General features: G+C 67.8%; 14 protein-coding genes. 3 read left to right on the plus strand and 11 right to left on the minus strand.

The features are described from left to right. Positions 1–12 precede the first annotated feature (12 nt). The 4 genes from ACMT1E_RS13730 to ACMT1E_RS13745 are packed head-to-tail and all read right to left on the minus strand — an operon-like array spanning position 13 to position 2874. Entirely contained in the window at positions 13–1065 is a 1053-nt protein-coding gene (locus ACMT1E_RS13730; protein ID WP_414900944.1) for a sterol desaturase family protein, read from the minus strand. Positions 1066–1102: 37 nt separating this feature from the next. Continuing rightward, positions 1103–1438: an MliC family protein gene (locus ACMT1E_RS13735; RefSeq protein WP_414900945.1), complete on the minus strand. Its 336-nt coding sequence runs from the start codon at positions 1436–1438 to the stop codon at positions 1103–1105. Beyond that, positions 1435–1869: a CoA-binding protein gene (locus tag ACMT1E_RS13740; RefSeq protein WP_414900946.1), complete on the minus strand. Its 435-nt coding sequence runs from the start codon at positions 1867–1869 to the stop codon at positions 1435–1437. The genes ACMT1E_RS13735 and ACMT1E_RS13740 overlap by 4 nt, the downstream gene beginning before the upstream one ends. 39 nt (positions 1870–1908) lie before the next feature. After that, positions 1909–2874 (minus strand): Mrp/NBP35 family ATP-binding protein, encoded by a 966-nt coding sequence (locus ACMT1E_RS13745; protein WP_414900947.1) that lies wholly within the window; start codon positions 2872–2874, stop codon positions 1909–1911. A 75-nt stretch (positions 2875–2949) separates the two neighbouring features. Here ACMT1E_RS13745 and hflK point away from each other — a divergent pair, with 75 nt between their 5' ends. The 3 genes from hflK (at position 2950) to ACMT1E_RS13760 (ending at position 6575) form a co-directional block, all read left to right on the plus strand. Then, positions 2950–4095 (plus strand): FtsH protease activity modulator HflK, encoded by a 1146-nt coding sequence (gene hflK / locus ACMT1E_RS13750; protein WP_414903437.1) that lies wholly within the window; start codon positions 2950–2952, stop codon positions 4093–4095. Continuing rightward, on the plus strand, positions 4092–4955 hold the full coding sequence (gene hflC, locus ACMT1E_RS13755) for a protease modulator HflC (protein ID WP_414900948.1): 864 nt from the start codon (positions 4092–4094) through the stop codon (positions 4953–4955). The genes hflK and hflC overlap by 4 nt, the downstream gene beginning before the upstream one ends. A gap of 96 nt (positions 4956–5051) precedes the next feature. Next, positions 5052–6575: a DegQ family serine endoprotease gene (locus ACMT1E_RS13760; protein WP_414903439.1), complete on the plus strand. Its 1524-nt coding sequence runs from the start codon at positions 5052–5054 to the stop codon at positions 6573–6575. Between the two features lie 127 nt (positions 6576–6702). On the opposite strand, the gene phoB is transcribed toward ACMT1E_RS13760, so the two are convergent. From phoB to ACMT1E_RS13795, 7 genes are all read right to left on the minus strand, one after another. After that, on the minus strand, positions 6703–7401 hold the full coding sequence (gene phoB / locus ACMT1E_RS13765; RefSeq protein WP_414900949.1) for a phosphate regulon transcriptional regulator PhoB: 699 nt from the start codon (positions 7399–7401) through the stop codon (positions 6703–6705). A 1-nt stretch (position 7402) separates the two neighbouring features. Then, positions 7403–8107: a phosphate signaling complex protein PhoU gene (gene phoU, locus ACMT1E_RS13770; RefSeq protein WP_414900951.1), complete on the minus strand. Its 705-nt coding sequence runs from the start codon at positions 8105–8107 to the stop codon at positions 7403–7405. 11 nt (positions 8108–8118) lie between these two features. Then, complete coding sequence (gene pstB, locus ACMT1E_RS13775) at positions 8119–8907, minus strand: phosphate ABC transporter ATP-binding protein PstB (RefSeq protein WP_414903441.1); 789 nt, start codon at positions 8905–8907, stop codon at positions 8119–8121. 2 nt (positions 8908–8909) lie between these two features. Further along, a complete protein-coding gene (pstA, locus tag ACMT1E_RS13780) occupies positions 8910–10163 on the minus strand; it encodes a phosphate ABC transporter permease PstA (protein WP_414900952.1) in 1254 nt (417 codons plus the stop codon). After that, positions 10156–11544, minus strand: a complete 1389-nt coding sequence (pstC, locus tag ACMT1E_RS13785; protein WP_414900954.1) for a phosphate ABC transporter permease subunit PstC — start codon at positions 11542–11544, stop codon at positions 10156–10158. The genes pstA and pstC overlap by 8 nt, the downstream gene beginning before the upstream one ends. Beyond that, positions 11541–12587 (minus strand): substrate-binding domain-containing protein, encoded by a 1047-nt coding sequence (locus ACMT1E_RS13790; RefSeq protein ID WP_414900955.1) that lies wholly within the window; start codon positions 12585–12587, stop codon positions 11541–11543. Before ACMT1E_RS13790 ends, pstC begins: the two co-directional genes overlap by 4 nt. 68 nt (positions 12588–12655) lie before the next feature. Beyond that, the gene (locus ACMT1E_RS13795; RefSeq protein ID WP_414900957.1) at positions 12656–13891 is read right to left on the minus strand and encodes a sensor histidine kinase; all 1236 of its coding nucleotides are present in this window, start codon (positions 13889–13891) and stop codon (positions 12656–12658) included. Positions 13892–14000: the final 109 nt, after the last annotated feature.

Here is a 14000-nt window from a genome sequence, read left to right on the forward strand (position 1 = left end):
ATCCTCGCCGTCTCACCGGCTGACGCGATAGTCTTCCCTGTCAACGACGAGGGCTGGCGCCAAGCCGGGGTGCCAGGCTGGGAAGGCCGACGGCGTTGGCGCTCGCCAGCGCCGGGGTCTGCCGATGAACGGCCCGACGAGCAACGTCCACAGATCGTGCCGGGGCGCTTCGCCGACGGCACCGAAGGTCAGCGCCGGGCGCCGCGCCGACGGGCGGAGCAGCGTCCCGAACAGCCAGTCAAACAGCACCAGGCTGGCGCCGAAATTGCGGCCGTAATGCGCCGGGTTGCTGGAATGGTGGAGCTGGTGATGCGCCGGGCTTTGCACCAGCCGGTCGAACGGCGCAGGTGGCCTGACCCAGAAATGGGAGTGAAGCAGATGGGTGATCAGATAGAGCGCAAGCACCCCAAGCAGGTTGCGCCCGTCTATGACGTAGACCGCCGGCGCGCCGCCAAGCAGCGGCCGCAGCAGCGCCGCCGCCGTGCCGGTGACCAGCGCGACGATATTGACGAAAACGATGCTGTCGATCGGATGGACCCGGAAGTTGGTCAGCGGCGACAGCGATTCGGCGCTGTGGTGGACACGGTGAAAACGCCACAGCAGCGGCAGCCGGTGCGACAGATAATGGTCCAGCCAATAGCCAAGCTCATAGGCCAGGAACAGCAGGAGCGTCGCGCAGCAGGCGGCCAGCCAGCCGGGCAGCACAGGCGCCGCCGGCGCTGGCAACAGTCCGCCTACCCACAGCTCGATTGCGCGGGCGCTCAACAGCGCCCAGCCGAACAATACGGGAAACACCAGCAGATTGAGCAGGGTCAGCTTGATGTCGGCGCGGCTGGACGCGCTGCGGATCAGGCGACGGGGAAACAGCGCCCGCGCCAGCACCCGCGCCCGCACCGTCCGCACGCGGCGCCGCCGGCCGAGCGTCCACAGCACCGCGATCAGCAGGGCGGACAGCAGCGACTGTAACGATAACAAAGACGCCGGCGCCAGGAACAGCCGAAGCAGGCGATCGCCCGCCACGACAAGCGGCGCAAGCCAGGACGGATCGGGAAGCGCACTCCACATTGCCCGCCGCTTATCGAGTCAACCCGTTGTAATCACATTAATTAGTGGCGCGCGCCGATACGGCGCAACGCCTGCCCGGCTCCGCCGCCATCCCCGCGCCGGGGCGGACCGGAGCAATCAGGCCTTCGTCCATGCCGCGCGTCCACCATTGCCAGCCGCCACCGACATAGCGGACGCCGTCTGCCGCCGGGCCGGCCTCCATCATCATCGCCCGACCCATGAAGCGGACCAGCGCATGGTCGGCGCCGATATAACGCGCCTCGACGATACCGCCGTCCTGGCAGTGGTAAATGCGGCCGGGCGCCTCGACAGCGCTACCGGCAACGGCGGGCGCGGCGAGCAGCGCGACGGCGCATAGCACGGCGCGGGTCACGGCGCCGTCACCGCCGGAACCGACAGGCGTACCAGCTCGATCGCCGGGCAGCGGTTCATCACCACGGTCAGCCCGGCCGCCTCTGCCCGTTCGGCCGCGGCCGGGTTGATCACGCCCAGCTGCATCCACACCGCCTTCGCGCCGGCCGCGATCGCCTGATCGACCGCCTCCCCCGCCGCCGCGCTGTTGCGGAAAATGTCGACGATATCGATCGGGTCGCCAAGCTGCGCCAGATCCCGCCAGACGAATTCGCCATGAACATGGTCGCCGGTGATCTGCGGATTGACCGGAATGACGCGATAGCCGTGCTGCTGGAGGACACTCATCACCTCGTAACTCGGCCGGTTCGGCCGGTTGGAGGCGCCGACCAGCGCGATCGTCCGCGCACTGGCGAGCAGGCGGTAGATGCCGGCATCATCGGTAACAGGCATGGATCATCTCCCAACCCCCGCCCGACAACAATAGAGCGATCAACCCGGCGCGTTAAGCCATTCGTACAACCGATCGGCAACGGCACGGAACGCGGCGCCACCTTCGTCGTCATGGCGGGCGGGCGGATCGCCGGCGTCGGAGGCGGCGCGAATCGCCGCGTCGAGCGGGATGCGGCCGAGGAACGGCACGCCGAGGCGCTCCGCCTCCGCCTCCGCCCCGCCGCTGCCGAACGGGTGGCTGATCCCGCCGCAATGCGGGCAGGCATAGCCGGCCATGTTCTCGATCAGGCCGATGATTGGCACCTGGACCTTGGTGAACAGGTCGATCGCCCGGCGCGCGTCGATCAGCGCCAGGTCCTGCGGGGTGGAGACGATGACCGCGCCGGCCGGACGATATTTCTGGATCATCGTCAACTGGATGTCGCCGGTTCCGGGCGGCAGGTCGACGATCAGCGTGTCGGTTGCGCCCCAGTCGGCGTCGAGCAACTGACCGAGCGCGCTGCCGATCATCGGTCCCCGCCATGCCACCGCCTGCCCCGGTGCGACGAGCTGGCCCATCGACAGCATCGGCACGCCAAGATCGGTGGCGACCGGGAGCAACTGCTTGTCCTTCGCGGTCGGGCGCACCCCTTCCGCCTTCATCAGCCGGGGTAGCGACGGACCGTAGATGTCGGCGTCGACCAGCCCGACCGCCATGCCGCGCCCGGCGAGCGCGACGGCAAGGTTCGCCGCCAGCGTCGACTTGCCGACACCGCCCTTGCCGCTGCCAACCGCGATCAGCCGGCGCGTCGCCCGTTCGGTGGTAAAAGCGATGCGGACGGTGGCGATACCGGGCAGAGCGCCGACCACTTTGGTCAACTCGCGTTCCAGCGCCTCACATTCTGGCGGCGCAAGCCCGGTCGCGTCGACGATCAGGCTGGCAAGGTTTCCGGAAATACGCGGTCGGGCTGCGCGCCGCCCAGCGATCGGGGCGATCGCGGCGGCGATTTCGTCTGCTGTTGTCATGGCAATGACGCCGATAGGCCAGCCGTTTGATGGATGACACTGTTTTTCACGCGTCGCCATCCCTATAACGGCGGGATGAGGAAGATATTGGGCCGGCCGGCGCCGGTAGACGCGATGCTGAACGACGGCGGCGGGCCGTGGGGCGGACGCGGCGGCGGCAATGGCGGCGGGGGTAGCGGCGACGGCGGCGGCTCCGGCGGTGGCGGACCGCGCAACCCGTGGAACCAGCCGCCCGGCGGCGGCCGCCCGCGCGGCAACCGGCCGGGGGCGGGCCCGACCGCCCTCGACGAATTGCTGCGCCGTGGGCGCGCCCGCTTCGGTGGCGGTGGCGGTGGCGGCGGTTTGCCGGATTTCGGCGCCGGACGGCCGCTATGGCTTTATGGCATACTGATCATCCTCGGCCTGTGGTTTCTGCTGACCAGCGTCCACCGCATCGGTCCGCAGGAACGCGGCGTCATCCTGCGGCTGGGCAGTTATGCAGGGACGATGGGACCGGGCGTCAACCTGTCGCTGCCGTCGCCGATCGACACCGTCACCGTCCGCGACGTTGAAGAGATTCGCACGATCGACATCGGGTCGACCTCTCCCGATTCGGAAAACCTGATGCTGACCGGCGACCAGAACATCGTCGACCTCGCCTATTCCGTGCGCTGGAACATCAGCGACCCCGCCCATTACCTGTTCCAGCTCGCCGAGCCGGACGAGACGATCCGCGAGGTCGCCGAAAGCGCGATGCGCCAGGCGGTCGCCAACGTCAGCCTGAATGACGCGATCGGTTCGGGCCGCGGTGCGATCGAGGCCGAGGTGCAGGAACGCATGCAGTTCCTGCTCAACGATTATCGTGCCGGCATCCGCATTCAGGGTGTCGCCATCAAGCAGGCCGATCCGCCGCTGGCGGTGATGGACGCGTTCAAGAAGGTGACGGCGGCGCAGCAGAACGCCATCAGTTACCTTAACAACGCCCGCGCCTATGCCCAGCAGATGACCGCCAAGTCCGAGGGCGAGGCGGCGTCGTTCGACAAGGTCTATGCCGAATATCGGTTGTCGCCCGAAGTGACCCGGCGGCGCATGTATTACGAGACGATGGAGGATGTTCTGTCCAAGGTGGACAAGACGATCGTCGAGGCGCCGGGGGTGACACCCTATCTGCCGCTGCCCGAGATCAAGCGCCGCGCCCAGGCGGCGGACACCCAGACGGTAACCGGGGGGGCCAGCCGATGAACGCGATATCCTGGCGCAACCCGGTCGCGCTGATGATCGCCGCGATCATGCTGATGGTGCTGGCCAGCGCCACATTCTCGGTCGTCCCGGAAACCCGGCAGGCGGTGATCGTCCGCTTCGGCGAACCGATCAGCATCGTCAACCGTTACAAGGCGGACCAGGATTTCGGCCGTTCCGGCGCCGGCCTGATCGCCCGCGTGCCGTTCGTCGACCAGATCGTCTGGGTCGACAAGCGGGTGCTCGACGTCGAGATGGACCGCCAGCAGGTGCTGTCGACCGACCAGCTGCGACTGAACGTCGATGCCTATGCGCGCTACCGCATTGTCGACCCGCTGCGCATGTTCATCACCGCCGGCACCGAGCAGCGCGTGTCGGACCAGTTGCGCCCGATCCTTGGCTCCGAACTGCGCAACGAACTGGGCAAGCGGCAGTTTGCTGCCCTGCTCAGCCCGGAACGCGGCCAGTTGATGGACAATATCCAGGCCGGTCTGAACCGCGTTGCCCGGCAGTACGGCGCCGAAATTATCGACGTGCGGATCAAGCGCGCCGACCTGCCCGACGGTGCGCCGCTCGATTCCGCCTTCGCGCGGATGCGCAGCGCCCGCGAGCAGGAAGCGCTGACCATAGATGCACAGGGCCGCAAGCAGGCGCAGCTGATCCGCGCCGAGGCCGACGCCAACGCGGCGCGCACCTATGCCGACGCATTCAACAAGGATCCCGACTTCTACAATTTCTATCGCGCGATGCAGTCCTACCGCCACACCTTCGGCGTCGACGGCACCAACGCGGAGGGCAACGCGTCGATCATCCTGTCACCAAACAACGGCTATCTGCGTGAATTCCAGGGCAGAGGGCGGTGACGATAAGGGGTCATTCAATTTCCGTTCAGCGTGGACGCGCAAGGACAACGCGCGCATTCCGCGCCCGGGCCTGCAGTCTTTGAGAGGACAATGAACGTGCGTTACGCCTACGCGATCACGACAGCCCTTCTCGTCGGCGGTGCGGCCGCGACGATGACCATGCAGCAGCCGGTTGGCGCTCAGGTCGCTCAGAACGAGCCGAACGCCATCGGTTCCGCCCCGCCGCGCGCCGGCGCGCCGATGAGCTTTGCCGACCTTGCCGCCAAGCTCCAGCCCGCCGTTGTCAACATCTCCACCACCCAGCGCGTCGCGGTGCAGACCAACCCGTTCGCGGGCACGCCGTTCGGCAACCTGTTCGGCGATCAGGGACCGGGCGGGGCGGTCACCCGCGAGGCAACGTCGCTCGGTTCGGGCTTCATCATCTCGACCGACGGATACATCGTCACCAACAATCACGTGATTTCAGGCGGGCGGAACGGCGCGGTCGTCGAATCGATCACCGTCACCCTGCCCGACCGGACCGAATACAAGGCCAAGCTGATCGGCCGCGACGTCGTGTCCGACCTGGCCGTGCTGAAGATCGACGCGAGCAACCTGCCCTTCGTCAAGTTCGGCGATTCGACCCACACGCGGGTCGGCGACTGGGTGGTGGCGATCGGCAATCCGTTCGGGCTGGGCGGCACCGTCACGTCCGGCATTGTTTCCGCCCTGCACCGCAACACCGGCCAGGGCGGCGCTTATGACCGCTACATCCAGACCGACGCGTCGATCAACATGGGCAACAGCGGCGGCCCGATGTTCGACCTGAACGGCAACGTCATCGGCATCAACACCGCCATCTTCTCCCCCAGCGGCGGCAATGTCGGCATCGGCTTTGCCATTCCCGCCGAGCAGGCGCGCCCGGTCGTCGAAACGCTGATGAAGGGCGGCAAGGTGCGGCGCGGCTATCTGGGTGTCCAGATCCAGAACGTCACCGCCGAGATCGCCGAAGCGATGGGCCTGCCCAAGCATCGCGGTGAACTGATCGCCGGGGTCGAGCCGAACGAGGCGGCGGCCCGCGCCGGCATCCGCCGCGGCGACGTCGTCACCAAGGTCAACGGCCAGGAGGTGACGCCGGACCAGACGCTGTCCTATCTGGTCAGCAACACCCCGGTCGGCGCCCGTATCCCGATCGAGCTGATCCGCGACGGCAAGACGATGTCGGTAACGCTGACCGTCGGCGAACGCCCGCCGGAAGAGCAACTGGCCGCCAGCCTTGGCCAGGGCGAAGGCTTCGACAGCGAGGACGACGACAGCGAATCAAGCCAGCAGGCGGCGCAGGCCTCGCTCGGCGTCGCCGTCCAGCCGCTGACCCCGGCGATCGCGCGCAGCATCGGCGTCCCCGCCGACGTCAAGGGCGTGGTCATCACCGGCGTCGACCCGTCGAGCGACGCCGCGACCAAGACGCTGAAGCGCGGGGACGTCATCCTGTCGATCAACCGCCGCCCGGCGCTGACCGCACAGGACGTCGCCACCGCGGTGCGCGAAGCGACCACCGCCAACCGCAACAGCGTGCTGTTGCTCGTCCAGCGGGGTGCCGGCCGGCCGCAATATGTCGGCGTCAAGCTGAAGAGCCGCTGAGCCACGACCGGGCGAGCGCCCGGCGCGACGGCGCTAACAACACCGGCCGCGGGGCAACCCGCGGCCGGTTTTGCGTTGTTCGCCGCGCAATGCGCCGGGGGTACGGGGCGGGAAAGGCCCCGGCGGATCAGTGCCGGCCTTCGCTGTCCAGCGAATAGCCGGCGGAACGGACGGTGCGGATGATGTCCGGCAGCGAATCACCGTTGATCGCCTTGCGCAGCCGGCGGATGTGGACATCCACCGTGCGCGGTTCGATATCCGCGTCCTGGCCCCAGACCGAATCGAGCAGCCGCTCGCGGGAAAACACCCAGCCGGGATGCTCCAGAAAATGGCGGAGCAGGCGGAATTCGGTCGGCCCAAGCGCCACCGGCTTGCCGGCGCGGCGCACTTTGTGGCCGACGGTATCCATCTCGATATCCGCATAGCTGAGCTGGGCGCCGGCCAGCGCCGGCCGCACCCGGCGCAGCACCGCGCCGACCCGGGCGACCAGTTCGCGCGGCGAAAACGGCTTGGTGACATAATCGTCGGCGCCGGTTTCGAGGCCGCGAACGCGGTCCTCCTCCTCGCCGCGCGCGGTCAGCATGATGATCGGCACGTTGGCGGTGTCCGGCATCCGCCGCAGCCGGCGGCAGACCTCGATCCCCGACAGGCCCTCGATCATCCAGTCGAGCAGCACCAGATCGGGGGCGCGCTCCTGCGCGAGGAGCAGTGCTTCCTCGCCGTCGGCGGTGTGGCGGACGGAAAAATCCTCCCGCCGGAAATGCCAGACGAGCAGTTCGGCGAGGGCGGCATCGTCCTCGACCAGCAGCATGTCGGCGCGGGCCATGTCAGCTCTCCGTGCTGTCTTCGTCGCCGCCGCGCTCGCGTTCGGGCATCGGTGTGCCACGCGCGGCGTAATAGACCATCTCGGCGACGTTGGTTGCATGGTCGCCGACCCGTTCGAGATTCTTGGCGACGAACAGCAGATGCGCCGCCTGGCCGATCGTCGCCGGATTCTCCATCATGAAGGTGACGAGGGTGCGGAAGATACTGTTGTAGAAATCGTCGACGCGGCGATCCTCGTCGCAGACCCGGACGGCGGCCTGCCAGTCGCGCGCGGCGAACGCGTCGAGGGCGCCGCGCACCATGTCGACCGCCAGCGTCGCCATCGACGGCAGCACCGACAGCGCCTCTATGGTGTGGCGGCCGCCGATCAGCGGGGTGCGCCGGGCGATGTTCTTGGCATAGTCGCCGATCCGTTCGATGACGCCGGCGATCTTCAGCGCCGCGACCACTTCGCGCAGGTCGTCGGCCAGCGGCGCGCGCAGGGCGATGATCTGCACCGCCAGCCGTTCCACCTTCGCCTCGATCTCGTCGATCAGCTGGTCTTCGGCCACGATTCGCCGCGCCGTTTCCAGATCGTGGCGGACCAGCGCCTGCATCGCCTGCTCGATCGCCGATTCGGCCCGGCCGCCCATTTCGGCGATAAGGCCGCGCAGCGCGACGATCTCGTCGTCGAATGCCTTGATCGTATGTTCGGTGCCGTTCGCCATATCCTGTCCTCTCAGCCGTAGCGGCCGGTAATATAGTCCTTGGTGCGGACTTCCCGCGGGTTGGTGAAGATTTCCGACGTCACCCCGTATTCGACCAGCTGGCCGAGGTGGAAAAAGGCGGTGTGCTGCGACACGCGCGCCGCCTGCTGCATGTTGTGGGTGACGATGACGATCGCGTAGCGGCCGCGCAGTTCGTGGATCAGTTCCTCGATCTTGGCGGTGGCGATCGGGTCGAGCGCCGAGCACGGCTCGTCCATCAGGATCACTTCCGGGTCGACGGCGATCGCGCGGGCGATGCACAGCCGCTGCTGCTGGCCGCCGGACAGCGCGGTGCCGCTTTCGTTCAGCCGGTCCTTCACCTCATCCCACAGGCCGGCGCGGCGCAGCGACTGCTCGACAATCGCGTCGAGATCCGCCTTGCCGTCGACCAGGCCGTGGATGCGCGGGCCGTAAGCGACATTCTCGTAAATCGACTTGGGAAAGGGGTTCGGTTTCTGGAACACCATGCCGACACGGGCGCGCAGCTGAACGACGTCCATGTCGGGCGTGTAGATATCGGTGCCGTCGAGGGTGATCTGCCCTTCCACCCGCGCGCCGGGGATGGTGTCGTTCATCCGGTTCAGCGTGCGCAGGAAGGTCGACTTGCCGCAGCCGGACGGGCCGATGAACGCGACGACATTGTCCATGTCGACATCGATCGACACGCCGCTGATCGCCTGTTTCTGCCCGTAGAAGACGTTGACGTTGCGCGCCGACATCTTCGTCGGCCGGTCGGATTTGACGGAATGGTCTTCGATCATGGTCACCAGCGTCGTTCAAAGCGGTTGCGGAGGTAGATGGCCAGCCCGTTCATCGCGAGCAGGAAGGCGAGCAGCACGACGATCGCCGCCGATGTCTTCTCGACAAAGCCACGGCTGACCTCGTCCGACCACAGGAAAATCTGGACCGGCAGCACCGTCGCCGGATCGGTAAAGCCGTTGGGCGGGGTGGCGATGAACGCGCGCATGCCGATCATCAGCAGCGGCGCCGTTTCGCCCAGCGCGCGGGCCATGCCGATGATCGTGCCGGTCAGGATGCCGGGCAGCGCCAGCGGCAGGACATGGTGGAACACCACCTGTACCGGGCTGGCACCGACGCCCAGCGCCGCGTCGCGGATCGACGGCGGCACCGACTTGATCGCGTTGCGCGCGGCGATGACGATGACCGGCATCGTCATCAGCGCCAGGGTCAGCCCGCCGACCAGCGCCGCCGAACGCGGCAATTGCCAGGTGTTCAGAAACACCGCCAGGCCAAGCAGACCGAAGATGATCGACGGTACCGCCGCCAGATTGTTGATCGACACCTCGATCAGGTCGGTCATCCGGTTGCGGGGGGCGTATTCCTCCAGATAGACCGCCGACAGCACGCCGATTGGGAAAGCGAGCAGCAGCGTGACGATCATCGTCAGCAACGACCCCTTGAACGCACCCCAGATGCCGGCGCGGGTCGGGTCGTTGGAGTTGGACCGGCTGAGGAACCCGCCGTTGAAGGTCTTGCGGACCGCCCCGGCCTGTTTCAGCTTCGCATAGGCGGCCTTCGCCTCGGCGGTCCCATGCCCCTTGGCGGCAAGGTCGATGGCGGTCGCCGCCGCAACCCAGAAGGTCGCCTTGCCGTCGAGCAGCGCCGGATCGGCGCGGATTGCGTCGCGCACGTCGAGCCAGCTATTTTCGGACAGGTAACCGGGCCCGTCGCCGCCATAGGCCGCGGTCGCGGCGGCGTTCAGATGGCCGGGGATGCCAGCGTTGGCGAGGGCGAGGTCCGCCCCGCGCCCGGCCAGCGCCGCGCGGTCGAGCGATAGCGGCGCCGCCTTGAAATCCAGGGTGACGCGCACCTCTGTCCGCAAGAAGCCGGTGGCGCCCTGCCCGATCATCGACACAAGCAGGAAAGCGAGGAAGGCAGCGGACAGCAGTACCGCGCCCAGCCCGATCAGCCGGAAGCGCCGCTCCGCGGCATAGCGGCGGGCCAGGCGCCGCTTCATCGCCGGTCCGTTCCAGTCAGTGAGGCCAAGCCTATTCATATGCTTCGCGATATTTCTTCACGACGCGCAGGGCGACGATGTTGAGCAACAGGGTGATGACGAACAGCACCAGCCCGAGCGCGAAGGCGGCAAGCGTCTTGGCGCTGTCGAATTCCTGATCGCCGGTCAGCAACTGGACGATCTGGGTGGTCACGGTGGTGACGCTGGCGAACGGGTTCGCGGTCAGGTTGGCGGCGAGGCCGGCGGCCATCACCACGATCATCGTCTCGCCGATCGCGCGGCTGACGGCGAGCAGGACACCGCCGACAACGCCGGGGAGCGCGGCCGGGATCAGCACCTTCCGGATCGTTTCCGACTGGGTCGCGCCCATCGCCAGCGAGCCGTCACGCATCGCGGCGGGAACCGCGGTGATCGAATCGTCGGCCATCGACGACACGAACGGGATGATCATGATCCCCATCACCACGCCGGCGGCGAGCGCGCTTTCGGAAGACGCGCCGGGAATGCCGACGGCGGCGGCAAAATCGCGCAACGCCGGCGCCACGGTCAACGCGGCGAAGTAGCCGTAGACCACGGTCGGCACGCCGGCGAGCATCTCCAGCGCCGGCTTCATCCAGGCGCGCAGTCGTGGCCCGGCATATTGGGTCAGGTAGACCGCGCTCATCAGGCCGAGCGGGATGGCGACGACCATGGCGATGATCGCGCCGATGAAAATCGTTCCCCAGAACAGCGGGATCGCGCCAAACTGGTTGGTCTGGCCGGCGATGACCGCCGATTGCGGGCTCCAGCGCAAGCCGAACAGGAAGTCGACCGGCGACACCATCGAGAAGAATCGCCAGGATTCGAACAGCAGCGACGCGACAATGCCGACCGTCGTCAGGATCGCGATCAGCGACGCGACGAGCAGCGTCGCCATCACCGCGCGTTCCACCCGGGTGCGGGCACGGAAATCCGGACGGACGCGGGTGAAGGCATAGGCGCCGCCGGCAAAGGCGAGGATCAGCGCCAGTACCGCCGCAATCCCGTCGAACCGGGCCTGCGCCGCGCGATAGGCGGGGGCGAGCGCGGCCGCTTCGTCATTGAACGCGCCGGCCAGCCTGCCCTGGGCGAGCGCCCGCGCTTCGGCGAGCAACGCCCCGCGCTCAATCCCGCTTTCCGGCAGGACGGCGGCGGCAGGGGTGTCGAGCACCGCACCGGTGACCAGCGCCGGGCTGGTCCAACTCCAGACCGCCAGGAACAGCAGCGCCGGCACCGTCGCCCACAGCGCGACATACCAGCCATGGTACAAGGGCAGCGAATGCGGACGGCCCACCGCCCCGGCGGTGTTGGCGGCAGCGAAGCGGGCGGCGCGGGTCCGCGCGCTGAGCCAGCCGATAAGGCCAAGGCCGATGACGAGGAAGGCAATGGCGGCGACGCTCATTTCAGCACGGCCGGATCGAGGGGGGTGAGCGCGCTCGCCACCGCGACATTTGCCGCGCGGACATCCGGCGTCGCCGCGATCAGGCCGCGGCGCGCGAGCGAACCGCCCGGATTCCACGCGCCGGCATATTCGGCAACGAATTCCTTCAGCCCCGGTATCGCGCGCATATGGGCGCTCTTCACGTAGATGTAGAGCGGCCGCGCGCCGGGATAGGCGAAGCTGGCGATGGTATCATAGGTCGGCTCGACCCCGTCGATCGGGATGCCGGCGAGGGTATCGAGATTCTCTTCGAGGAAACTATAGCCGAAAATGCCGACCGCATCCGGGTTGGCGCCGAGCTTCTGGACGATCAGATTGTCGTTTTCGCCGGCATCGACATAGGCGCCGTCCTCGCGGATGCGGGTGCAACGGTCCTTGTGCCGGTCCTCGTCGACCGCCTTCAGCGCCTTGTTCGCCGGGTTCTGGTCGCAACCGGGGGTCATGATCAGTTCGGTCAGCGAATCGCGGGTGCCGGAAGTCGACGGCGGTCCGTAGACGACGATCGGCGTCGTCGGCAGCGCCGGGTTGATGTCCGCCCAGGTCCGCGCGCGGTTGGGCTTGCCGTCGGGGTTGGCGGCGATCGCCAGATAGATTTCGCGCACACTGAGCGCCATCCGCGAACCGCGCTTCGATTCGCCCAGTGCCAGACCGTCGACGCCAATCTGGATCTCGACGACCTTGTCGACGCCGTTTTTCCTGCACAGCGCATATTCGCTGGCCTTCATCCGCCGCGACGCATTCTCGATATCCGGATATTGCGCGCCGACGCCGCTGCAGAACAGCTTCATACCCGCGCCGGTGCCGGTGGCCTCGATGATCGGCGAACGGTAATTGGGGTTGGCGTTGACGAACTGTTCGGCGACGGCGGTGGTGAACGGAAACACCGTCGACGAACCGACAGCGCGAATCTGTTCGCGCACGCCGCCGCCCGCCCCGCCGGCCGGGTCGTGGCACGCCGACAGCAGTCCGGCCGAAGCCATCAGGATCGCTAGGCTGCGCAGCATGGGTTCAGCGCCACTCCATCGGCGGCCCCGTGGCGGGGCCGGTTCCGGCTCCGCGTCGTGCCCGCGTTTCAGGCGCCCTGTGTGATGTTTCCGTGACAGTTTGATGACAGCGCCGGCAGAAGCACGGTTACGGTGGTGCCAACGCCCGCAATACTGGCGATATCCAGCCGCCCGCGATGCCGCTCGACGATGTGCTTGACGATGGCGAGGCCGAGCCCGGTGCCGCCAAGCGCCCGGCTGCGCCCCGAGTCGACGCGGTAGAATCGCTCGGTCAGGCGCGGCAGGTGCTCTGCGGGAATGCCCTCTCCCTCGTCGGCGACGGTCAGCTGCACCATGGTCTCCGGCCCCGGCGCGAGCGTGATCGTCACCGGCGTGCCCGGCTTGCCGTATTTCATCGCGTTGCCGACCAGGTTGTGCAGCAGCTGCGACAGCTGCGCCGTATCGCCGACGACCGGCGGCGGCGCCTGTGCCATGACCACCGTCAGGTCGCGGCCGCGGTTGCCATGGCTGGCGGCGAGGGTGGCGCGCACCTCCTCGACCAGCCGGACGAGGTCGATCGGGCTGTCCGGCGCCCGGAATTTGTCCGCCTCGATCCGCGACAGCGACATCAGATCGTCGACCAGCCGCCCCATCCGCCGCGCTTCGTCGTCCATTACCTTCAGAAACCGCCGCCGCGTCGGCGGGTCACCACCGGCCTTGTCGTCGGCCAGCGTTTCGACGAAGCCGAGGATCGCGGCCAGCGGGGTGCGCAGTTCGTGGCTGGCATTGGCGACGAAATCGACCCGCATCCGTTCCGCCGCATGGCTGCCGGTGCGGTCGCTCAGATGGACGAGACGGCGGCCGTCGTCGAGCGCGCCGACCTGCATTTCCCACCGCGCCTCGCGCGTGCCGATACCAACCAGGCTGACCGGCGCGCCCGGCAATGTCGCCAGCGGCGCGGTCAGCCGTTCCGCTGCTTCCGGGTGGCGGATGGCGAGCCGGGCATGTTCGCCGACGATATGCGCGCCGAGCAGCGCCAGCGCCGCCGCATTGGCATTGGCGACCCGGTCGTCGGCGATGATCAGGATCGGCTCGGTGATCGCTTCGATCAGAAGCTGGACCCGGTCGCCGTCATCCGATGCGGCAGCGGCGCCGGTGGGCGGCGCCGGCGGCGGCGCGCGCCGGCCGAGCCAGAACAGCCCGCCGCCGCCGGCCAGCACCGCCGCGATGACCCCGGCGGCGGCGCCGGCCCACCACAGCAGCGCCGCCGTTGCCACCAGCAGGAACAGCGCCGATACCACGCGCAAGGAGTCGTCATGCCGCATCGCCATCCCTCCCTATCCGATTTCGGCGCGCGTGACCCGGCCGATTCGGTGTCGTTGATGCATCCATGCGATGTTACGATTATGAAAGCGTGACAGGCGGATAGGGGCG

The sequence above is a fragment of the Sphingomonas flavalba genome (assembly GCF_047553045.1).
Classification (GTDB): Bacteria; Pseudomonadota; Alphaproteobacteria; order Sphingomonadales; family Sphingomonadaceae; genus Sphingomonas_L; species Sphingomonas_L flavalba_A.